19 protein-coding genes are annotated in these 21553 nt (G+C 43.3%); 13 read left to right on the top strand and 6 right to left on the bottom strand.

The window, feature by feature from the left end; translation table 11 throughout:
- The first annotated feature begins 341 nt into the window (after positions 1-341).
- The 6 genes from pal (at position 342) to H8K32_RS09490 (ending at position 6007) form a co-directional block, all read left to right on the top strand.
- Positions 342-869: a peptidoglycan-associated lipoprotein Pal gene (pal, locus tag H8K32_RS09515; protein ID WP_186912285.1), complete on the top strand. Its 528-nt coding sequence runs from the start codon at positions 342-344 to the stop codon at positions 867-869.
- Positions 870-1061: 192 nt separating this feature from the next.
- Positions 1062-1847 (top strand): serine hydrolase, encoded by a 786-nt coding sequence (locus tag H8K32_RS09510; RefSeq protein ID WP_186912251.1) that lies wholly within the window; start codon positions 1062-1064, stop codon positions 1845-1847.
- Between the two features lie 338 nt (positions 1848-2185).
- A complete protein-coding gene (locus H8K32_RS09505; protein ID WP_186912250.1) occupies positions 2186-2596 on the top strand; it encodes a hypothetical protein in 411 nt (136 codons plus the stop codon).
- A 262-nt stretch (positions 2597-2858) separates the two neighbouring features.
- A complete protein-coding gene (locus tag H8K32_RS09500) occupies positions 2859-4448 on the top strand; it encodes a methyl-accepting chemotaxis protein (protein ID WP_186912249.1) in 1590 nt (529 codons plus the stop codon).
- Between the two features lie 105 nt (positions 4449-4553).
- Positions 4554-5462, top strand: coding sequence for a prolipoprotein diacylglyceryl transferase (locus tag H8K32_RS09495; protein ID WP_186912248.1), 909 nt, complete (start codon positions 4554-4556; stop codon positions 5460-5462).
- Positions 5463-5653: 191 nt separating this feature from the next.
- Positions 5654-6007 carry a helix-turn-helix domain-containing protein gene (locus tag H8K32_RS09490; RefSeq protein WP_186912284.1) on the top strand — a complete coding sequence of 118 codons (354 nt, stop codon included), beginning with the start codon at positions 5654-5656 and terminating at the stop codon, positions 6005-6007.
- A 1687-nt stretch (positions 6008-7694) separates the two neighbouring features.
- Here H8K32_RS09490 and H8K32_RS09480 read toward each other — a convergent pair.
- Genes H8K32_RS09480 through wrbA form a run of 4 tightly spaced genes read right to left on the bottom strand, consistent with a single transcriptional unit; the run spans position 7695 to position 10585 of the window.
- Complete coding sequence (locus H8K32_RS09480; protein ID WP_222613066.1) at positions 7695-8180, bottom strand: DUF4124 domain-containing protein; 486 nt, start codon at positions 8178-8180, stop codon at positions 7695-7697.
- Between the two features lie 17 nt (positions 8181-8197).
- Entirely contained in the window at positions 8198-9604 is a 1407-nt protein-coding gene (locus tag H8K32_RS09475; protein ID WP_186912245.1) for an FAD-binding oxidoreductase, read from the bottom strand.
- Positions 9597-9977, bottom strand: coding sequence for a DUF2069 domain-containing protein (locus H8K32_RS09470; protein WP_186912244.1), 381 nt, complete (start codon positions 9975-9977; stop codon positions 9597-9599). The genes H8K32_RS09475 and H8K32_RS09470 overlap by 8 nt, the downstream gene beginning before the upstream one ends.
- Positions 9974-10585, bottom strand: coding sequence for an NAD(P)H:quinone oxidoreductase (gene wrbA / locus H8K32_RS09465; RefSeq protein WP_186912243.1), 612 nt, complete (start codon positions 10583-10585; stop codon positions 9974-9976). Before wrbA ends, H8K32_RS09470 begins: the two co-directional genes overlap by 4 nt.
- A 72-nt stretch (positions 10586-10657) precedes the next feature.
- On the opposite strand from wrbA, the gene H8K32_RS09460 reads away from it, so the two are divergent.
- Positions 10658-11917: a YihY family inner membrane protein gene (locus H8K32_RS09460; RefSeq protein ID WP_186912242.1), complete on the top strand. Its 1260-nt coding sequence runs from the start codon at positions 10658-10660 to the stop codon at positions 11915-11917.
- Positions 11914-12975 (top strand): GNAT family N-acetyltransferase, encoded by a 1062-nt coding sequence (locus H8K32_RS09455; protein WP_186912241.1) that lies wholly within the window; start codon positions 11914-11916, stop codon positions 12973-12975. Before H8K32_RS09460 ends, H8K32_RS09455 begins: the two co-directional genes overlap by 4 nt.
- Positions 12976-13233: 258 nt before the next feature.
- Here the strand turns inward: H8K32_RS09455 and H8K32_RS09450 are convergent, their stop codons facing one another.
- On the bottom strand, positions 13234-14652 hold the full coding sequence (locus H8K32_RS09450; protein ID WP_186912240.1) for an undecaprenyl-phosphate glucose phosphotransferase: 1419 nt from the start codon (positions 14650-14652) through the stop codon (positions 13234-13236).
- A 23-nt stretch (positions 14653-14675) separates the two neighbouring features.
- Positions 14676-15623: a glycosyltransferase family 2 protein gene (locus tag H8K32_RS09445; protein ID WP_222613065.1), complete on the bottom strand. Its 948-nt coding sequence runs from the start codon at positions 15621-15623 to the stop codon at positions 14676-14678.
- Between the two features lie 220 nt (positions 15624-15843).
- On the opposite strand from H8K32_RS09445, the gene H8K32_RS09440 reads away from it, so the two are divergent.
- The 5 genes from H8K32_RS09440 to H8K32_RS09420 are packed head-to-tail and all read left to right on the top strand — an operon-like array spanning position 15844 to position 21540.
- A complete protein-coding gene (locus H8K32_RS09440; protein ID WP_186912239.1) occupies positions 15844-17076 on the top strand; it encodes an SLBB domain-containing protein in 1233 nt (410 codons plus the stop codon).
- Positions 17077-17084: 8 nt separating this feature from the next.
- Entirely contained in the window at positions 17085-18488 is a 1404-nt protein-coding gene (locus H8K32_RS09435; protein WP_186912238.1) for a Wzz/FepE/Etk N-terminal domain-containing protein, read from the top strand.
- Between the two features lie 29 nt (positions 18489-18517).
- Positions 18518-19492: a CpsD/CapB family tyrosine-protein kinase gene (locus tag H8K32_RS09430; RefSeq protein WP_186912237.1), complete on the top strand. Its 975-nt coding sequence runs from the start codon at positions 18518-18520 to the stop codon at positions 19490-19492.
- 4 nt (positions 19493-19496) lie between these two features.
- Positions 19497-20429, top strand: coding sequence for a glycosyltransferase family 2 protein (locus tag H8K32_RS09425; RefSeq protein ID WP_186912236.1), 933 nt, complete (start codon positions 19497-19499; stop codon positions 20427-20429).
- Positions 20430-20445: 16 nt separating this feature from the next.
- Positions 20446-21540: an acyltransferase family protein gene (locus tag H8K32_RS09420; protein WP_186912235.1), complete on the top strand. Its 1095-nt coding sequence runs from the start codon at positions 20446-20448 to the stop codon at positions 21538-21540.
- Positions 21541-21553: the final 13 nt, after the last annotated feature.

Raw genomic sequence — 21553 nt, 5'->3', positions numbered from 1 at the left:
TAGTATTCTTGGACAATAAAATTAGGCATTTTCTTGTAATGGACTGTCTTCTCTTGGCTATATATAGATTAGATGTGTCACGGTTGTCGCAAAACTTTATTTTTCTGTTGATACCTTTGCATTTTTCTGAGGTGCCTTGAATGACAACATATAATCGTTGATTTGACTAATGGCACGTATATTACGGATAGTTGACTGTTTTTTCTATTGTGATTTGAAACTTTAAGATTCACCTAAGTTTACTAATGCAATATAGGAAGGTTTTGAATTGTGCCATTTCCCAAAAGCACACAAACCACTCAATTTATCTTTTTATTACAAGTATTCACGAGGAAATTTCAATGCGTGCCGTTACCCAGCTCTCCATCGTTACATCCGCTGCTGTCCTGTTAGCTGCCTGCAGCTCCCCAGTCAAAGTTGCTGAAACTCCTGCACCGGCAACGCCTGTTGCAAAAGCACCAGTTGCTGATACACGTGCAATTGCAACTGTCGTAACGCCAGTTGTTGATCCACTCAATGACCCAAAAAATATTTTATCAAAGCGTAGCGTATATTTTGATTTTGATAAATATGCAATTAAATCTGAATTCAATCCGGTGCTTGAAGCCCACGGAAAATACTTGACTGCCAATAAGACAAAAAAAATCTTGATTCAAGGAAATACAGATGAGCGCGGCGGTAGTGAATACAATTTGGCATTAGGACAAAAGCGTGCTGAAGCAGTCCGTAAATCTCTTGCGTTACTCGGTACGCCAGATTCACAAATGGAAGCTGTATCACTTGGTAAAGAAAAACCAAAAGCAAGTGGTAATGATGAAGCTTCATGGGCTGAAAATCGCCGAGCTGATATTATCTATTCAGGTAAATAATTCCTAGAGCATCGTGATTTGGAGTGTGCAGTGAAAATGAACACCGACTGCGCAACTCCAACGTCAGTTTTCTATCCCTAGTATGGTATATGTGATGCTCATCGGTTGAATGAAGCTAACTTCGATAGCCTTATAAATGCTTTCGATAAACTAGCTACTCAGAATTACGGTTGATTTTATTGGATACCAATAATGTTAAAACGCTTAATTGGCTTTTGTTTGGTATTGCACATAAGTAGCGCTGCGGCAGTGCAGTTGAATTCGCAACATGCGATTGTTGTTGAGGACGGCACTGGTAAAATTTTGTTGGAAAAGAATGCCACTGAGATTGCACCTATCGCATCATTAACGAAACTAATGACAGCGATGGTTGTTCTTGACAGTAAGCCTAATATGGATGAGATGATCTCCATAGAAAAAGCTGATCTCGATACCTTAAAACACAGTTTATCTCATGTACCGATTGGTACCACCTTGTCAAGAAGAGATGTTTTGCAATTAGCCTTGATGTCTTCTGATAATCGCGCGGCTGCTGCGTTGGCTCGCACATATCCAGGAGGCAATTTAGCCTTTGAAAAAGCGGTTAACATCAAAATAAAAGCCTTGGGTATGACAAATACCGTCATTAAAGAGCCAACAGGCTTGTCTCCGGAAAATACGTCGACTGCTGCTGATTTAGTCAAAATGGCGCTCGCAGCATCGCACTATCCTGATATATCTGATATCACAACTGATAGTGACGATACGATTGCTATCAAAGGTCGCAAACGTCTATTTCATAATACCAATCGACTTGTGGGTAGAAAAGGCTGGGATATTTTGCTATCGAAGACAGGTTTTACGAATGAGGCGGGAAATTGCCTCATCATGAGAATAAAGCTAGCGCAGAAAAAAGCAACATTAGTCTTACTGAACGCGAGTGCGAGTTCTTTACGCTTTGTAGATGCAATGAATATTTCGCGGTTGATAAAGGAATAACGATGCTGTACCGGTAATTCATGCTTCACTCAATCGCCATTCCGGTTTGGATAAGATTTAAGTAGACGATTTGTGGTAACTGCTTCGAGTCTAGATTAATTATGTCAGGGCAAGCAAGAAAGCGAGCCCTGTAAAATAAACGATTGCATGTCAGGTTTAAGAATGACTTCAAAATTCGCAATCTCGACTCATTATTTATTTTTAGGTTAATGGTACGTTCCCGTAGCCCATTAATTTCTTTGAACGACCGTATCGCCATCTGTGTCGCGTTTATGTTGAAACGAGAGAAAATTTTACATGTGCCGATCACTTGGTTTAAATTTTCCGCGGGAGGCATCATGCGTAAATACGCATTTTTTACCCTCATTATCATTCCATGTTCATGTTGGGCTGTAGGTTTCGGTAATTTTCATGGCCGTAATATAAAAAGCGAAACTGTGATTCTTGAGATTGTTGAACGACTTACTAATGAATATTCGTTGAGTGACCATGAAGAAAAACTTATTGTTAAGGTAAAGGTTGAATCAAAACAAAATTCGCGAGAGTATTCAGACGTTTGCCACAGAAAAATGCTCCAGGATATATTTTGGTGCGACGGAAATAAAAGCTCGCCAATGTTTGACACAACCTACAAATTTGATCATGAGATATTGGGTACCTATTCGGATGAGGCACCAAATTCTGAAATATGGCATTGTATCAACGGATGTGGAGAGGAATCACCAAGGACATTTAGATATGATTATTAGGTATCCCAAGATGTTAGCTAACGGTCGCAAGTAAATATATGTCGTTCAGCGCTTCCGATACTGGACACGCATCACGCTTGCTATTGAAAATTAAGTCCACAAAAAAAAGACAAACCTTCGCTCCGTACAGATTGCAGATGTAGTTTACATAAACTGTTTCCGAAAAAGTTGATTAAGCTGCTTTTTTCTGAAATCAGTTCTTATCTTCCTTAACATGAAATCATCACAAAACGTGGTACAGCATCTTCATTAGGAGCGTGTTATGAAAATCACTGATATCAAAATTGGCACACGGTTAGGACTATTGGCTGGCTTTTTGTTGTGTTCGATGTTAGTTGTTGGCGGAAATGATTGGTTAAATCTTAAAGCAAGTAATACTCGTGTTCGGGACGCGATGGAGCGTTCCTTAATGTTGGAACATTCTGTTGATGCTGCGAGAAAAGCACAGGTGGATTTCAAAATACAGGTACAGGAATGGAAGGATTTGTTGCTTCGTGGGAATGACTCGGTAGCTTTTGAAAAATATTTGAGCGCATTTAAAACCAAAGGCGAAGAGACTCAGAAAGATTTAAATCAGCTCGCAGGGTTGCTGGATAAATTGGGATTAGATACGAAGCAAGTTACTACTGCCAGGCAATCTATGCAAGAACTTAACGGTAAATATATCGATGCTATAAAAAGCTATGATATTGCAAACCAAGATAGCGCTCATATTGTTGATCGTCTGGTGAAGGGAATGGACCGAGCACCAACCAAGCAAATTGGAGACATTGTTACCTATGTTCTTGATCAATCTGAACGATTGATGAAGGAAACAAATGAGAGTCAATTAATTGCTTATCAGCGCGCCAGTTTGTTTTCATTGCTTGGTATGCTAATCGCCTTTTGTTTAGGAAGCGTCGTTACGTATTACTTTGTAGTCAGCATTATTCGCCCATTGGCACGAGCAGTGCATATTGCAAAGACTGTCGCATCAGGCGATCTAAGCAATAACGTGGATATCGACGGCAAGGACGAGACTGCAGATTTGCTGTCGGCTCTGAGAGAAATGACAGAAAGCCTAACTAAAATCGTGAACGAAGTGCGTAATGGAACGGAAATGATTACTACTGCCTCTACGCAAATAGCAACTGGCAATCTCGATTTGTCGTCACGAACTGAACAGCAGGCTGGCTCTCTAGAGGAGACTGCTTCCGCGATGGAAGAGTTGACAAGCACCGTAAAACATAACTCTGACAATACCAAAGCGGCGCAAATAATGGCGAATAGAGCATCCGATGTAGCTCAAAAAGGTGGGGCAGTAGTTGGGGAGGTTATAAGTACGATGGGTTCAATTAATGAATCTTCAAAAAAAATCGTCGATATTATTGCGGTGATTGATGGTATTGCTTTCCAAACCAATATTCTCGCTTTAAATGCCGCTGTCGAGGCAGCGCGTGCCGGAGAACAGGGGCGAGGTTTTGCAGTGGTTGCATCTGAGGTCAGGAATTTGGCGCAACGTTCTGCTAGCGCTGCAAAGGAAATCAAAACGCTCATTAACGATTCTGTAGAAAAAGTTGGGATAGGCGGCAAACTAGTAGATCAGGCAGGCGCGACTATGCAAGAAGTCGTTGCCAGTGTTCAGCGATTGACGACAGTAATCAGTGAGATCGCCAATGCTAACCAAGAACAATCATCTGGTCTTAACCAAATTAATACCGCCATTATCGATATGGATAGTGTTACACAACAAAACTCTGCCTTGGTGGAAGAGGCCGCCGCAGCAGCAGCATCCATGCAAAATCAGGCAATTTTGCTTGAACAAGTCGTTAGCCAGTTTAAGCTAAGAGCTATTAGCGGTCACTTAAGTTAATCCGATACTTTGTTCGTATTCGGGAGATTCCAAAACGGAGGTTGGAGAACTGTCTCCAAAGACAGAAGAGGTTTTAATTTCTAAGAAATATATTGACGGAGAAGTATGTCTTACCCTTATTTGAGCGATTTAATTAAATCCATAACTGGTACTGATACACCACTACATATGCCAATGTTCGGCTTATGTGTTGCACTAGCAATGATTGTTGCATCTACCTTGCTTAGTCGAGAATTAAGTCGCATGTATGCTGCGGGCGATATTCCATCGGCCAGCATTTCGAACACTGGATCAGATGGGCTAAAATATAGGTTAGAAGTTCCACCACAGGATGTTGTTCCAGATTTGACTTTCATAGTGATGCTAGCGGGTATATTAGGTGCGCGCTTGTTCCATATACTCGAACATCTTGATGCCTTTTCTGCCGATCCGATTGCAATGCTATTAAGTACTTCTGGTTTAAGTATCTTCGGAGGATTGATTTTTGGTACTTGTTCTGGAATATTTTGCGTGAGAAAGTGGCGATTACCTTTTCGGTCGTTACTAGATGCTGCGGCCCCATCTATGATGATTGGCTATGCAATTGGGAGGGTAGGGTGTCAAATCTCGGGTGATGGTGATTGGGGTATCATGGCAAATGCGGAGGCTAAACCCAGTTGGTTACCAACCTGGCTATGGTCACAAACTTATGACCATAATATTTATGGCGAAGTTATTGCTAATCCGGGTGTTTATCCGACACCAATATATGAGACAGCCATGGCGTTATTTTGTTTTTTTATTTTATGGAAATTAAGAAAGAACCCATTTCAAGCTGGTTGGCTTTTTTCTGTGTACCTAATTTTTGCCGGAATTGAACGGTTTATGATTGAACAAATCAGAGTGAATCCTGTATTTAAATTCAGCGGGATATTGATGACACAAGCAGAAATAATTTCGGTGACTTTATTTTTGATCGGGATAGCGGGTATTACGATCTGTAGCGAGCGAGTCACTAAAAAAGTACTTCATTAAATGAGGAATAGGTGTTAGGTGTGAAGTCACAAACTTGGTTATACGTCAAATAATTGTTATTTTTGTGATAATTAATAACTGTTAAATTTTGCTTAAAGCAAAATTTAGTATTGCAAATACTACGTAAGTCGTAGTATCTCAAATTATATAAAGCTACGAAGATCGTAGCTTTATATAAAGTGATATTCGTGATGAGTCGTGGAAACGTTGTATTTGGTTTGCGATTGAAAACTTTGCGCTTGGAACAAAATCTATCTCAAAAACAACTTGGAATAGAGGCAGGTATCGATAAATTCGTCGCAAGTACTCGGATTAACAGATATGAACAGTCTGTGCATGCACCCGATTATGCAATTGTTCAGATGCTTGCCAAGGTACTTAACGCACCAGTGACATATTTTTTTGCCGAAGAAGATGATATTGCTGGATTATTGATCTCATATCATCGAATGAACAATAAGGAGAAAAAAGAAGTTCTCAAGTATGTGACGGTACTCAACTCTCAATCTATTGTGTCTTTACCAAATGACCTCGATCAATATTAACGGGATTTTTATTAATTCCCTAAAGCTCCTTTTGATGTAATGCTGGAATTTGTGATTTGAGTAGTTTTAAAGCCTCTGTGCGAACGAGTGGTAGATCGGTCCTAGGAAACTACCCAGAATACAAACAATTATAAAAAAGCCGCCTAGATTTTCGAAACCAAATAAAAAACAAATTGCAGCCAAAGGTGCCGCAAAAAAGATTGCGACGGCTAACGAAAAGCCAATCAAAAGGTTAATAAATTTTTTTATAAATTTCATTCGTTTTTAGATTGTCGAAGTAGTAATAAGCTTGAATTCACAGCTCGGAAAAGCAAGAGAAAGCGACAAGGAAACTAACTTAAATATTGGTTTAGCACTTCAATTGGCAGGCTCACCACTACCCCTTAAATTGGGCGAAAAGAAAGAATTACAGTTGCTCTAGAAGATAGTCGCCACCGTTTGGGCATTTTTTATCATGTAGTAAGTCATATACCGGATTGGATTTTTAAAAATCATTTCTTACGTTGGCTGTAATCTATTTAGAACCTCGATTAGTCCTATCGAGTTGAATCGCCTTAGTAGGACCAGCCATCAGCGGTCCCTATTGTTTGGGAAAGTAGTTTCAATCTATTCAATGGCCAATAGAACCTTAAGGTCAATTGCTCTTTCTAAATTAACGTCAGCGCATGTATCAGAAAAATGTCTACCATCGTCAGTCTCAAACACGTTGATCGGTGGGAGTTTTTTGTCCATAGTTACTTCTAAGACCTTAACTAATTTATCAATTTGCCAACGATCTGATTTATTTAGCCACTCAGGCGATAGCATAGAAATACCGATGCAAGTAGCATTCGTATCCTCTTGAGCAATCTTCGAATACGAAATTAGGTCAGTGATCGAGTAGAAAAGCGTTCGCAGCTGAATCGGTTTGCAATTTTGAGTTACCTCAAACTCAAAAAGAAAATATGGGATATTTAAATCTATCTCCGCACATTTCCAAGAGTAGTAAACGGTGTTCGTTCCGCCGCGGAAAGATTCCTGCAGGCTGTGATTAGTTGTGATAAGCATAACAAAAAAGGGATTGAGATATTGAATTTTGATCCTAGAATATCACATACTACGTAAGTCGTAGTATGTGATATTGTAAAAAATTACGAGTATCGTAGTTTTTTAAAAGGATATTAGCTAAATAGATTCGCGTGAAGTATTTAATTCGCAGTTTGGGAATATGCCGAGAATGTGACTTGGTTCAATAGCAACTCCAAACTAAATTCGGGATTGGTGAACTTTTTACTCCTTTGAGGACCCACTCCTCGTGGAATTGATTTTGATTGGTGATTCGGTGGTTTTTTATCGCACAATCGGTTTTACATTTGAAATATGTGGGTGATTCAGCTAGCTCAAATAAACTTTTTAAAGTTTAGGTACAGACAGTCTCGGTGTAACTTATCTGAAGAAATATTTTATTGAAAATATGAAATGATTTCGGATAACTTGTATACAAGTTGTGCATCTAGATGCATATTTAAAATATTTCCTTTTTTCCTATGAAAAGCACTCATTCATTCAGTAAAAAATTTTGATTTTACCTAAGATAATGGTTCGATTCCTGCTGGGCAGGCCAAGGATTTAATAAAAATGCCCGAATTTATTTCGGGCATTTTTATTGGTTGAACACAACATCCGCATTCTTCGATACTAAATTTTTTTAATTTGATTGGCAGGACAAAGCCGCTTTTTCTTTGACATGTTGCATTTTTAGCTTAGCCTTGGCTTCAGATTTCTGCGCTGCTGACTTCGCATCTTCTTTCGCCCACTTCACTTGTAGTTGTGCTTTGTCGCATGCTGCTTTTTGTTGCTTTGATTTGGCTATTTGCTTTGCCGCAGTCTTTTCTTGCTTTTCTTGTTCCTTAATTCTCTGCTGCTCCAATTTTTTTAATTCAGATTTTTCGCGTTGATACCTATTCTTGGCCGCCTGTTGTGTTTCCTTTGATGGCGTATCGTCGGCAGTAATCGTAGTATGTGTCAATTGCTTCTGGTTGGCTGCGCACGCCGTTTGGCTATAATGAATATGGCCGTTTTGCTCACACTGGTAGACGTCGGCGAATGCGAAATTATGCAGAAATAAGGTGAGGGGTAAACACACATATTGGATGGTTTTAATTGCGTTGGTTTGAAAATAAAATATCCGCATAGACAAATGCTTTAACCTTATAAAATTTTTCCGGGATTCATGATGTTATCTGGATCAAGTGCAGATTTAATCGCACGCATCATTTGAAGTTCGACGGCTGATTTATAGCGTAGCAGTTCTTTTCGCTTTAAAGAACCTATTCCGTGTTCGGCAGAGATCGAGCCGTTGTAGGCGTGCACCTGATCATGTACCAGCCGGTTAATTGCTTCTTGATTGGATATGAAATTTTGATCATTGACGCCAATCGGTGGTGAGATATTGTAATGTAAATTCCCATCGCCCATATGACCGAAACATATGAGTCTGCAACCAGGAAAATGGCTCACAATAAGCTGTGCGGTCATCATCATAAAAGCCGGTATACACGAACTAGGTAGCGATATATCGTGCTTGATATTTTTACCTTCCGCCGCCTGAGCCATGGAAATGTTCTCGCGTATCTTCCACAAATTGTTGGCCTGCGTCATAGAATCAGCAATCACAGCATTAGAAATAATTGCGCCTTCTAAGGCTTGCCCCAAAACGTTTTCTGCTAGTTGTCTGGCGTGTGATTCAGATTCATGATCGGAAATTTCCAGTAGTACATAGTACGAATAAGCCTCTGAAAACGGCAATGGAATATCCGAAAAATGCTTGTGAACCAGCTCCAGGCAGATTGCCGAAATGAACTCGAAACCGGTCAGCGCTGGCCCAAATCCTTCACGGCTCAGATTGAGTAACTCCAGGGCTGCCTCCGGTGAGGAAAGTGCGACCAGTGCTGTCTGAATTGCCTTTGGTTTTGGGTAGAGTTTCATCACCGCTGCTGTGATAATGCCTAAGCTACCTTCAGCGCCAATAAATAAATCACGTAAATCATATCCAGTATTATCTTTGCGCAATCCTTTTAATCCATCCCAGATTTCACCTTGCGCATTGACCACTTCCAGCCCAAGGCACAGCTCGCGCGCATTTCCGTAACGTAGCACAGCAGTGCCACCTGCGTTGCTGGAGAGATTTCCGCCGACGGTGCAAGTGCCCTCTGACGCTAAGGAGAGTGGAAACAGTCGTTGGCTATTATCGGCCGATTGTTGGACGTCGTTAAGTATGCAGCCAGCATCAACAGTGATGGTATTGTTATCGGTATCAATGGCACGTATTTTGTTCAGTCTGCGTAGTGATAACACTACCGAACTGCCCGAGCTATCCGGAACGCTGCCGATGACCAATCCACTATTGCCGCCTTGTGGCACGATGCTGATCTTAAATTGGCGACATAATTTAACCAAATCCGCAACTTCTGTTGTCGATGCTGGGCGCAAGACGGCGAGGCAATGTCCACGGTAACGTTGCCGCCATTCGGTCTCATATGGTTTGCGATCAGCTTCGTCAATGAGGACGTATTGTGAGCCAATGACAGCCCGGCACTGTTGAAGAAAATCATCCATTTTGTATTTTGCGCTGTTTTGCTGCTTGTTTGAAAGGCCGCAAATACACCAAAATTGCTGCAAAATAGCACACCGACAGGAAAATTTCTAAGCTCGCACAAGCTGCGGAAATGCTGGTTTTATCGCTATATGCTCTGACACAGCCTTCAGTAAAATAAAGCCAGATTAACATTGACGTCCATTGCATGGTGTAATTGTCTTTACGTATCACTCCGCGCAATGGCAGAACTAGTGGCAATACTTTGAGCGCCATCCATGAACCACCCGTACGTAAAGGTGCTACCCACATTTCCCAGCTAATACATAGCACGATCAGCAAACCAAGTATAATGCAGGCCAGAAAATGAGCATGTTGTTGACGTGTTGTGATCATGGATGCTGAGTCAGGCGTTGCGCTGTTTCCGCCAACCTTTTACCTAAGGCTATGGCAAGTTTACGGGAGTCGTCAGAGATCTGATTCTTTCCATCCAATCCCGACCAATGCGTTGCTCCATAAGGGCTGCCGCCGGTAGTGGTGGTCATTAATTCGGCCTCACTGTAAGGGATGCCCATCAACAACATGCCGTGATGGAGTAGCGGTAACATCATCGACAACAAGGTGGACTCCTGTCCACCATGAATGCTGCCGGTTGATGTAAAAACACACGCAGGTTTTCCGACTAAAGTGCCAGATAGCCATTCGGCAGCAGTACCATCCCAAAAATACTTCATCGCTGCTGCCATATTGCCGAAGCGAGTAGGGGACCCTAATGCTAATGCGGCGCATTCCTTCAGATCCGATAATTCGACGTACGGTGGACCTTCGGCGGGGATGTCTGACTCGGTTGCTTCCGTATTTGCCGATACTGCCGGCACTGTTCTTAGGCGAGCGTCGCAACCTGGCACGCTTTCTATGCCTTGCGCAATAAATTCTGCCATTTTGCGGGTATTGCCGTGGCGTGAATAAAATAAAACGAGAATCGTAAGCTTGGATGTATTCATAATGATTATTATATGAGACTTTATGGTCACTCTCTCAGTAAAATAGCGGCTAGTAATTTTTTAAAGATCGATATGCGCGGACTTTCGTGGACACAATTACGTAACCTCTTTCTCTTTGCCTTGCAACGCCTGCGCGAGGGGCGCCTGCCGCAAGTGGCAGGTAGCTTGACATTTACCTCTGTGCTGGCACTCGTTCCAATTCTGACTGTAGCATTGGCAATTTTTACGGCTTTCCCTTTATTTAATACTTTCCGTACTTCCTTAGAGGCGTATTTTGTACAGAATTTGATGCCCAAAGGCATTGCGAATACGATATTGGGTTACCTCACGCAGTTTGCCACTAAAGCCACACGTTTATCTGCAGTCGGTGGTGTGGCACTGATGTTGACCGCAATTGCCACCATGGCGATGATAGACAAGTCCTTTAATCAGATATGGCAAGTGAAGCGCTCGCGTCCTTTGTTTCAAAGGGTATTAGTCTACTGGGCGATCGTTACTTTGGGCCCCTTTTTAATTGGCGTTTCGATTTCCATCACATCCTACTTGTTTACAGCTACTAGTGGCGTTGTTGCTTCTGTCCCGTTCATTGGTGGGGTATTTTATACCTTAATATCGGTCACGTTTACGACAGGTGCATATACCTTGCTCTACCTCGCAGTGCCTAACCGTTCGGTAGATTGGCGCGACGCGGCATGGGGAGGATTATTCGCTGGGTGTGCTTTTGAAATTGCAAAACGTGGCTTTGCGATCTTTGTGACGCATTTCCCGACTTATACCATCGTCTATGGTGCGTTGGCCGCGGTACCAATTTTTTTGATTTGGATTTATTTGTCGTGGCTCATTACTTTGATTGGCGCCGTCATTGCAGCGGCTTTACCAATAGTGAAATTTGAACGTTGGTGGCATGTTCCTACGCCTGGCAGTGCCTTTGAAGATGCGATGCGTATTCTGCAAGTATTGACTGCCGCGAGAAATACCAAAGAAGATGCCGTTGTTAGCGTTGCACAAATCCGTACCACCACCAGGTTTGGTATGGATGAGATTGAAGGCTTGTTGCAGCGTATGCAGGATGCAGGGTGGGTTGCACAGATTGCTTCAATCAATACGCCACAGAGTAAAAATGTATGGTGGGCAACTCGAAATGAAGGTGGTGACTTGTGGACATTGATCGCCAATCCAACGATGTTGAAACTGGCGGACGTTTACCGGGTATTTGTGTTTGAGCCGGTACGCGGTAGCCGATTATCGACAGTCGTCGAGCAGGCAATGGAGGCTGAATTGCAAGAAAATTTACAGCAATATTTTCTCAATCATGAGCAAGAGATACAATGAAGTTTAGTCTGATCAGCGGCGGGGAGCTGGATGCTGGGCTACATAATGCCTGGTTGCAAATGCTCAATAATTCGGAAATTTTGCAAAGCCCTTATTATCACCCCCAATACACGGCGATTATCGGCGCGGCACGCACTGACACGCGAATTTTAGTAATTGAAGATGCCGGTGAGGTCATCGGCTTCTTTCCTCATCATAAGAAAAATAATGTTCTCGCTGAAGTAATCGGAGGAGGGCTGACAGATTATCAAGGTCCGATAACTTCGACGAACCATAGACTTCCCTTAAAGCAGATGCTGGCAGCGATGAACGTGCGCTATATGGGCTTCAATCATATGCCCACAGACCGTACTGAGTTCGCAGCATATGCATGGCATCATAGTCGTTCGCTTACGTTAAATCTGGAAGGTGGTTTTAATGTCTATGTGCAGCGCTTGACTGAAAAGCGCGATGCTTCTTTATTTAAAAAGATAGAAACCAACGAGCGGAAATTAAGCAAAAAATTTGGTCCCCTGAGATTTCATTTTGATGCCCGAGACCCGGCAGAATTTGCTGCTTTGCTCGCTGGCAAATCAGATCAGTTTATTCGTACACTGGGTGTCGAGCATGATATTTTTGCGGTGCCCTGGATACGTGCCGTTATTGAAGAAATAAGTCAACAAAAGCAGGCAGGTTTTTCTGGCGTTTTATCGACGTTATACGCAGGCGATACCCTTATTGCAGCCCATTTTGGTATGCGTTCTTCCGGCGTTTTGCATTACTGGTTTCCTTGGTATGCGACAGCCTATTCAGAATTTTCACCTGGCCTGATTTTGCTTGCTGGCTGCGCACGCGAGGCTCCTGCGACCGGAATCACATGTATAGATCTTGGGCGCGGCGAGCAACCCTACAAGCTGCGCTTTGCAACGGGTCAGATTGATTTGTGCGAAGGTGCAATTTCTTCTCCCATGTTGATTGCTAAGGCAAAATCGACCTATTTTGCTTTGCGTAGTGATTTGAAAAATTCGCTTCTGGGAAATTATCTGCGGAATTTTAAAAGGGCAAAAAAAGAGCGTTGATATTATGATGGTATAGGCTAACAAGTTAACTTAGGCTTATGCATCCATCGTTATTATATTTAATTTGCAATTCTGAACAAATAACTCGTCCTGAGATTGGCATTTGCCAGTTGAGATCTGATGTATTTAGCTACCGTACACCAAGCGACCAGATCAAAGCCGCGACAGTAATTGCCGGTACTTCAGAATACCTCGACAGCGTGGCACGTCGGCCAATACGTGCTTAGAAGGGTTGATCTGATGCCCTGGGTTACCGATTTAGTAGGCGTTCTTGTCGCCAAAAACGACTTTGACGGTGCGCCATAAAATGACGAAGTCAAGCCAGATAGACCAGTGCTGTAAGTAATACAGGTCGTAGTCAACGCGTGCTTGCATTTTTTCCAGGGTATCGGTTTCTCCGCGTAAACCGTTAACTTGTGCCCAGCCGGTGATGCCGGGTTTGATTTTGTGGCGGAACATATAACCGGTAACCAATTTTCGGTAAAGCTCATTGTGGGCGACCGCATGCGGGCGGGGGCCGACCAAGCTCATGTCGCCGGTGAGTACATTAAATAGCTGCGGCAATTCATCTAAAGACGTTTTTCTAATGAAACTGCCAAATTTAGTAACGCGAGCATCGCCTACTTTCGCTTGAATCACGGGCGAGTCTTTCGGAGCTATTTTCATGCTACGAAACTTGTAGACTTTGATTGCTTTGCCAGCGATGCCGTAACGATTTTGTTTGAAAAATATTGGGCCTGGGGAGCTTAGTTTGACGCCCACGCCAATGGCTATCATGATTGGCGATAAAAGGATTATGCCGATGAATGCACCAACAAAATCGACAATTCTTTTCGGTAGTGCAGCTAGTCCAATAAACGGCGTCTCGACGGATGCCAAGACAGGTTTGCCTGCTAATTCGCGCAGTTGTATTCCAGGCATACCGAAAATCAAAGACTCTGGGACGAAATAGGTTGTGGCAGTGCTGTCATATAGTATCTCTAAAATCTCCGCTAATTCTTCCGGTTCTTTTGTATTCATACCAATGAAGACCACATCTACCTTGACCTTGCCGGTCTCAGGATCGATGATCCATTCAATTGCATCGCCTAAATCTCCCAATCTTTCTAATTTGCTTGGTGGTCGAGATGCACTGCGATTGTCGAAGAAGCCGATGACATCGACTGCGGCTAATGGAGAGTTGCGTAAGGAGTCGATCAGATCAGCGCAAGCAGAATTAGACCAAATCAGAACTGCTTTTCTTCTTCTTGCGGGGTTCGAGTAATAGAACGTAGCGATTCTTCGTATAATTATTGCCATCGCCATCAAAGAGAAAGGGGTGATGACCAACCAAAGTAACATCACTTTTCTCGACAACTGCTCGGACATCTTATCGACATATGCAGTCAGTAAGACCACCATAAAGACGATAAACCAACGCCACGTGAGCTTTGGGAAAAGTGAGAATGGATTTCTATCTTGCAAGGAATTTAAAAGGCGATGGCTGGAAAAGACAATGATGCTCGTCATTGCAGCGATCAGGAAGCGGATAAAAAAAACGTCGGCGTCAACGCGCTCGACATTGAGGATAATCGCAAGCAAAGTCAGGCATATGGCTGCACCAAAAGCCACTCCGGTGAGCACAGATAATAAGTGCGCAGGCTGTGATGCACTGGATGTAGAGTGGGAGCTGAACATAATCTTTCGTTTGTCAGGTGGAATTATTTTGTTTTTGTTTTGAAGAATAAGCCTTTAATCTGCGCCAATTGCCACTTGTGCAGATGTTCCCTGAACTCTGGATTATCATAGCGCGGTGCTTGTTTTAAAGCAGCCCCCAGATAACCGGCGATAATTAACAACCCGCCGATAACAAATGGTTTCTCGCGCATTCTGAATACACCCGATGCCAGCGCGTACAAAGGGTGGTATCCCATAAACCAGATACCGCGTCCCCATCGTAAGCGGCCGCGATATACATTTTTGTCTGATGACCCCATCAGTCGATGGTGCATGAGAATAGCGTCAGGATGATAGAAGCTCTTGGTATTCCAGCCTTTCATGCGTGCTGTATGAACGTCTATACCATCCCAAAGTACTTCTTCGACAAAGCCGCCAATTTCTTCGAAAGCATTCCTTCGGTAAAGTTTGAATTGGCCAGCGACATGTTCATCGATGATGATTTCTTCTACGCGCTTTCCATCTTCTTCGCGAAAAACTTTGCCAGAGACTGCTGCTAATTTGGGGTCGCTGGCAAATTGCTTAAACATGATTTCGAGGTATTGAGGGCCAAACGACATATCGCCATCAAGTTTGGCAATGTATTGGTATTCAGTATGCTGAATTTGTGTGATGCCGTATTTGAATGCAGCGACGACACCGCCGCCAACTTTGCGAAAACCGCGATCTGGCCGCTGAACCAAACGGATAAACGGATATTTCGCTGCGTACTCCTCAACGATCTCTGCAGTATTGTCTTTAGATCCATCATCGACAATGATCCACTCGACAGGGTGTACAGTTTGTTGCGTGATCGACTCGAGCGTGAGCCGGATTAAATCAGCTTCATCCCGGACGGGGGCGATGATCACAAGAGGAACAATTTTTTTCATCGGATTTGTGCCAACGGGGGAGGTTATTATTTTTGCTTGTTCAACTTGCTTATTTGCCATAGCGCCACTTTCGTTCATTTTGAGCAATGTTAACGTAGCTTAACAAGGGTGACAATTTAATAATGGTTAATTATTGTTATGGATTGCTACTTTATTTTTTTTATTTCGATATAGTTGCATTTTTTTGTATGTATGACAAAAAAAATCTACCTTTTCGATTGTTGCAAGATAAAATAAGATGTTTTCCTCACATCCTTGGTTTTCAATGGTTTTTACCACTATGTCTAAGTTGAAATTGCCCGTTTTTTTTGTGGCGGGTGCGATGTCGTTGTTATTTTCTGCAACTCTTTCCGCACAGGAAGTTGTTAGTGACTCGGTATCGCAACTTAAGATAGATCAACGGATAACGATGGTTCCGGTCGCAGCGAAGAAAGCTGAAGTCGTTTCCATGGTAGCTTCTGCTCCGGATTCTCCTGCAGTTGCTGCACCAGTCATTACTTCAACTGCCGCACCAGTCAATATTCGGTCAGTTCCGCAAGTTGTAACGCAAGACAAGCCCTCAGTTTCAACTTCAATTACTGCTACGATCGCTGCTCCAGTTATTACGCCAGTTATGCCCCAGGGTACTCCTCAGGCTCCGACCGCAGTAAATACTTCAGTTATTGTTCCGGCGAAGTCCTTAGTTCCGATTCCAAGCGCGACCTCAGTTGCGACATCTGTTACTACCAAAGTAGCACCATCAATCGCTGCAAACAATTTCGACCCTTCTGATGCAAACGCTGACGTAGTCGGCGAAGGTGATCAATTATTGGTTACAGTGTTTGGTCAGCCTGATCTGAGCGCCGACATTGTCGTTGGCGCAAATGGTATCGTAACTCTGCCTTTGGTCGGTACCGTTGACGTGCGTGGTAAAACCGGTTCCGAAATTGCAGGAATTTTTGCGAAGAAACTTGAGGCGGGACAATACCTTATTAAACCTAAAGTGTCGGTCAAAGTTGCAGCGCAAGTCAGTCGGAGCTTTTCGGTACTCGGAGAAGTGGTGCGTCCGGGACGTTTTATATTGCAAGGTAACCTCAGTGTACTTGATGCCTTGAGTCTGGCAGGTGGTGTAACACCGCGAGCAGATAAAAATTTACGAATTTTGCGCCGTAACAGCCAGGATGCAAAAGCTGAATTGACAGAATACGCGACAGTTCGTCTTGATTTTGAGGATGAAAAGAATAATGCGCAATTCGGCCAGAAAGTTCTCGCTAATGACGTATTGATAGTGGGACAGCAAAAGAATTTTTATGTGTACGGTGAAGTGCGACGCCCAGGCGCCTATCCGATGGAAGATGATATGAACGTCATGCGCGTTTTATCAATCGGCGGAGGTGTTACAGACCGTGGTAGTACTTCTCGTATCATCATCCACCGCAAGTCCAGTGATGGCGGGTTAAAAGAAATTCCAGCCCGTATTTCTGACGTCGTGCTGCCAGGCGATGTTGTGTTTATTAACGAACGCATTTTTTAAGACTGCCAATGCGAAGTTCTCCGACCGAGTTAATTCTCTCATTTACGCAGATAGGCGCGATGCTGCGTGCCAGGAAAAAATTAATCTTAAACATCACTTTTGCTGCCTTGGTGGTTGCGGGTGTTGTTAGCGTGTTGTTACCGAAAACGTATATTGCCTCAGCAAATATTTATATTGATTATCGTATTAACGATCCGATTAATGGCCGGCAATTTAATCCTATGCAGGATGAGAGTTATCTTGAAACGCAATTTGATGTTATTCGCAGTGTACAAGTTGCGGAGCGCGTTATTGAGGCATTGCGATTACAAGATACAGACGAATGTCGCAAGCTGATTGCCAAATATGGTGAGCGTCGTGGGCTTCGATTATTGGCTGAGTCCATCACTGAGCATGTTGAGGTGGCACCACATAAAAATAGCCGGGTAGTTGAAGTTCAATATTCTTCGAATAGTCCGCAAATGGCAAAAGATATTACCAATGCCATCGTCAAATCGTATATTGATCTTTCTCTTGAAATGATGAATGCACCCGCGCGTGCACGGAAAGATCAATACAACGCTCAGTTAGAAACCATGAGCAGACAAATTGACGATATTCAAAAGAAATTAACCAGCTATCAGCAAGAATATCAAATCGTTGATGCGGATGAGCGTACTGATCTGGATTCGCGTCAGATGAATGCATTAAGTGCTCGTTTGATGGACGTGCAACTGCAAAGGGTCGAAGCACAAGCCAAGAAGCAATCTCTGGATGGCTTAATGAAGCGTGGTAATCTGAATTCTGACTTGCCGGAAATTGCGGGTGTAGGCAATGTATCTGGTGTGAAAGCGGCCCTGATTGCTGTTGACGCACAGTTAGCCAATGCTCAAACGACATTAGGCGTAAATCACCCTCGCTATATCGCGATAATGCAGGAACGTCAGGCACTGCTGGATAAGCTCAAGCGTGAATCATCGACTGCATTTGACTCCTTGCAATCAGTGGAAGGGCGTCTGGCACAACAAGAAAAAGTGATCGAGGCTGAATTAGCGAATTACCAGAAAAAGACCTTTGAAAATAAAAAACATCGCGATGTGATCAGCTCGTATCAGCGTCAGTTAGATAGCGTCCAGAAAATTTACAATGCCGCGATCCAGAAGTTCGACGAACTTTTAATGACCAGTAACGTAGCGATTTCAGATGCAACGGTCATGCAATGGGCCGAAGTACCCGAAAAGCATGCAAAACCTTTGCTACGTAATAACCTTATATTTGGCCTGATTGGCGGCTTTTTGTTTGGTCTGTGCGTCGCTTTCTTGCTTGAACTGCTGCAAAGAAGAGTACGTTGCATGGAAGATCTGGAGCGAGAATTTGACGTTCCTGTGATGGCACATATAGGGTTTGAAGAAGCTGTTTCTGTTGCCAGATAAGCTAGCGGACAAAGCAAAAGGGAATGGAAATGATCTTTCAAGAAAAAGAAACTGAAAAGACTGATCACAGTTCGTCCGCGAAAGTCGGGCGGTTGGGTGATTTGTTTTTGCAAAAAGGTCTCCTTACTGAGAGTCAGGTAGAGTTGATTGCTGCCGAGCAAAGACAAAAAAAATTACGCTTTGGCGATGCCGCTTTAAATCTTGGTTTTTTAAGCCAGATTCAAATCGACTCTGCGTTAGGCGAGCAGTTTGGATTTGGTAGTAAAGATTTGATCAATGGTAAGGCAGATTCTGGTCTGCGATTTTTTCATTATCCTTTCTCCAAAGAAGCGGAAGAAATCCGGCGTTTGCGTAGCGAATTGCTGTTGAAGTTCAGTTCTCAGGATAAAATAAAAATTGCTCTGGTCAGTGCCAGTCCACAAGAAGGTAAATCGTATATGGCGGCAAGCCTGGCGATCGCGCTATCGCAGGTAGGGCGACGCACCTTGCTCATCGATGCTGATTTGCGTAGCGGGAATTTGCATAATTTGTTTTCACTTGGAAATCCAGACGGGTTGTCGTCTGTTCTTGCGGGAAGGATAGCGGCTCAGAATGCATTGATTCCTTTAATGGATAACCTGCATATTCTTCCAAGTGGACCACGTCCACCTAATCCGCTCGAGATATTGCGGGCGCCCCGAATTCGCGAGTTGCTGGCATCTTGTGATAATCAATTTGATGCTTTTGTTCTTGATACCTACACTTCTTCGCTAGCGTCTGATGCGCAAATGGTAGCTCATCAAGTTGGTTCTGTGCTCTTGATGGCGATGAAAGATGTGACTTTACTGAGTGATTTGCGCGAAGCTAAGAGCGATATGCAGGCCGCTGGTGCTGAGGTCATAGGAACGATTTTTAATGAGAATTCTAGCGGTGATGGGACTGGCAGGTTGTCCCGGAAGTGGCTGAGTTGGGTGAAAAAACGATTACCTTACGGCTCAAAACGAACTGCATCTTCACGGGGTTAGACCCATGATTGATATCAGTATTTGCATTTGCACTTTCCGTCGTCCGCTATTATTGCAACGTTTATTGACTGCGGTTTTTGCGCAAAACTATAATCAAGAGTGTCTTGAAGTCATCGTGGTGGATAATGATGTTCACCGTTCGGCAATTCCCGTTCTCAACGAGTTTAAAAAGCAATTTCATGACAGATTGACTGTTCTCGAACTTGGTGAATCCAATATTTCTTTGGCACGCAATGCAGCTATTGGCGTGGCGCGCGGGGAATGGGTAGTCATGGTGGATGATGATGAGTGCCCAGCACAAGACTGGTTACATTATCTCTTGGCTACACAGGCAAGCTTCAACGCCGATGTCGTGTTTGCACCGGTTCTCCCCGAATACGCAGAAGGTGTGCCTCCTTGGATTATTAAAGGTCAGTTTTTTGATCGACGTCGTCCGGTCTCTGGGACGCCGATCGATGACAAGGATGCGCGTAGTGGAAATGTTCTGGTTCGTAAATCTTTTCTGGATCAATTGCGAACATCGAGTGGGGCAGGACCGTTTGATCCGTCATTTGGAAAAACGGGTGGCGAGGACAGTATGCTGTTCCGCCAATTGCACGCACGTGGTGCTTGTATGGTCTGGTGTGATGAGGCACCAGTGACTGAAATTGTACCCGTCGATCGTGCAACCGCATCTTGGTTGTTGCAACGGTCTTTCAGAACCGGGCAATTATTTATGCGAACTGAGTTGGCGATGTTTCCCAAAAATCAGCGCTGGCACCGTGGACTCTGGTTGGGACTGCGTGCCATTATTCAGTTATGTATTTCTTTTGTGCTGGCCATAGTTTTGTTGCCCTTGTCTCCGTTGAAAGGATTTTCCTGGGCCAGGATTTGTGCTTCCCAGTTCGGCAAACTCAATCATTTTCTTGGTGCACATTTGCACGTCTATGGTGATTGAAAAATCATAGAAAGAAATGAAATTGAAAATCTTAGACGGCCAGTCCTCACCATTCCCAGCGCAAATGCAGGACCGGTTGCTTGCGCTTGATGGTCTGCGAGCCATCTCGATTTTATTGGTAATCTTGTCGCACGCTGGACTTGGGTACATTGTTCCCGGCGGTTTAGGCGTGACTATATTTTTCTTTATTAGCGGATTTATTATTACCCGTCTTATGGTTTCTGAATGGGATAGGGTTGGTTATGTCAGTATCAGAAAATTTTACATACGCCGTTTTTTTCGCTTGATGCCAGCACTACTGATTTTTATTTTGTGTGCATTGACTGTCATGCAAATGGCATCGGTGAATTGGCGCTGGGTGGAGCTGGGATCAGTATTCTTTTATTTCGCAAACTATTTCGGGATTTTTGTAGGTTTTTCCGAAAACGCATTACCTTCACCCTTGTCTATTACCTGGTCACTCGCAGTGGAAGAACATTTTTATATGATCTTTCCTGTGATGTTTGCTGCGCTAATTGCCGTACCGAAGCGATTTCTATCGCTGGTTGTGTTTTTGTTGGTGTTGTTTTTGGGCTGGCGTATTTATCTGGTTTATGGGTTAGGATTGGCGAACTTGCCAGATAGCCGGATTTATAAAGCAACGGATACGCGTGCTGATTCGATTTTGTACGGAACTGCACTTGCGCTTCTGTTGGTGCGTAAGGAATTTGTGTTTGATTTGCTTAAGCAAAAAAGCGTTTTTGTGTTTGGCGTACTGTTGATGTTGATCTCGTTGTTTTTGCGGGATGAAAATTTTCGGGAATCATATCGATATTCGCTGCAAGGCGTGGCTTTGTTTCTTATGTTCGTCAATCTGGTACTGGTTGATGGTTTGATTAGTCGAATCCTGAGTTCATACCCGTTAGTCTACATCGGGAAAATAAGCTATTCCCTTTATCTGTATCACTGGTTGGTCTATTGCTTAATGGCGCTATGGATGCCTTCGTGGTCATTGCCAGTTAAAATTATTGTCATGATGACGAGTTCTTTATTGTTGGCCGATGTTTCTTATCGCCTGATTGAAAAGCGCTTTCTTGTCATTGGGCATCGATATGTGAATGACCTGGCTTGACTTATAATTTTCA

Source organism: Cognatundibacterium jejuense, from assembly GCF_014284255.1.
Classification (GTDB): Bacteria; Pseudomonadota; Gammaproteobacteria; order Burkholderiales; family Burkholderiaceae_D; genus Undibacterium; species Undibacterium jejuense.
This window is presented reverse-complemented; position numbering and strand designations above follow the sequence as displayed.

Excerpts from the sequence above, each read along its gene's own strand:
- H8K32_RS09500 (WP_186912249.1), top strand. The coding sequence starts at position 2,859 with ATGAAAATCACTGATATCAAAATTGGCACACGGTTAGGACTATTGGCT.
- H8K32_RS09460 (WP_186912242.1), top strand. The coding sequence starts at position 10,658 with ATGCGCGGACTTTCGTGGACACAATTACGTAACCTCTTTCTCTTTGCC.
- H8K32_RS09470 (WP_186912244.1), bottom strand. The coding sequence starts at position 9,977 with ATGATCACAACACGTCAACAACATGCTCATTTTCTGGCCTGCATTATA.
- H8K32_RS09495 (WP_186912248.1), top strand. The coding sequence starts at position 4,554 with ATGTCTTACCCTTATTTGAGCGATTTAATTAAATCCATAACTGGTACT.
- H8K32_RS09430 (WP_186912237.1), top strand. The coding sequence starts at position 18,518 with ATGATCTTTCAAGAAAAAGAAACTGAAAAGACTGATCACAGTTCGTCC.
- H8K32_RS09510 (WP_186912251.1), top strand. The coding sequence starts at position 1,062 with ATGTTAAAACGCTTAATTGGCTTTTGTTTGGTATTGCACATAAGTAGC.
- H8K32_RS09435 (WP_186912238.1), top strand. The coding sequence starts at position 17,085 with ATGCGAAGTTCTCCGACCGAGTTAATTCTCTCATTTACGCAGATAGGC.
- pal (WP_186912285.1), top strand. The coding sequence starts at position 342 with ATGCGTGCCGTTACCCAGCTCTCCATCGTTACATCCGCTGCTGTCCTG.
- H8K32_RS09445 (WP_222613065.1), bottom strand. The coding sequence starts at position 15,623 with ATGGCAAATAAGCAAGTTGAACAAGCAAAAATAATAACCTCCCCCGTT.
- wrbA (WP_186912243.1), bottom strand. The coding sequence starts at position 10,585 with ATGAATACATCCAAGCTTACGATTCTCGTTTTATTTTATTCACGCCAC.
- H8K32_RS09505 (WP_186912250.1), top strand. The coding sequence starts at position 2,186 with ATGCGTAAATACGCATTTTTTACCCTCATTATCATTCCATGTTCATGT.
- H8K32_RS09420 (WP_186912235.1), top strand. The coding sequence starts at position 20,446 with ATGAAATTGAAAATCTTAGACGGCCAGTCCTCACCATTCCCAGCGCAA.
- H8K32_RS09455 (WP_186912241.1), top strand. The coding sequence starts at position 11,914 with ATGAAGTTTAGTCTGATCAGCGGCGGGGAGCTGGATGCTGGGCTACAT.
- H8K32_RS09440 (WP_186912239.1), top strand. The coding sequence starts at position 15,844 with ATGTCTAAGTTGAAATTGCCCGTTTTTTTTGTGGCGGGTGCGATGTCG.
- H8K32_RS09450 (WP_186912240.1), bottom strand. The coding sequence starts at position 14,652 with ATGTTCAGCTCCCACTCTACATCCAGTGCATCACAGCCTGCGCACTTA.
- H8K32_RS09490 (WP_186912284.1), top strand. The coding sequence starts at position 5,654 with ATGAGTCGTGGAAACGTTGTATTTGGTTTGCGATTGAAAACTTTGCGC.
- H8K32_RS09425 (WP_186912236.1), top strand. The coding sequence starts at position 19,497 with ATGATTGATATCAGTATTTGCATTTGCACTTTCCGTCGTCCGCTATTA.
- H8K32_RS09475 (WP_186912245.1), bottom strand. The coding sequence starts at position 9,604 with ATGGATGATTTTCTTCAACAGTGCCGGGCTGTCATTGGCTCACAATAC.
- H8K32_RS09480 (WP_222613066.1), bottom strand. The coding sequence starts at position 8,180 with ATGCGGATATTTTATTTTCAAACCAACGCAATTAAAACCATCCAATAT.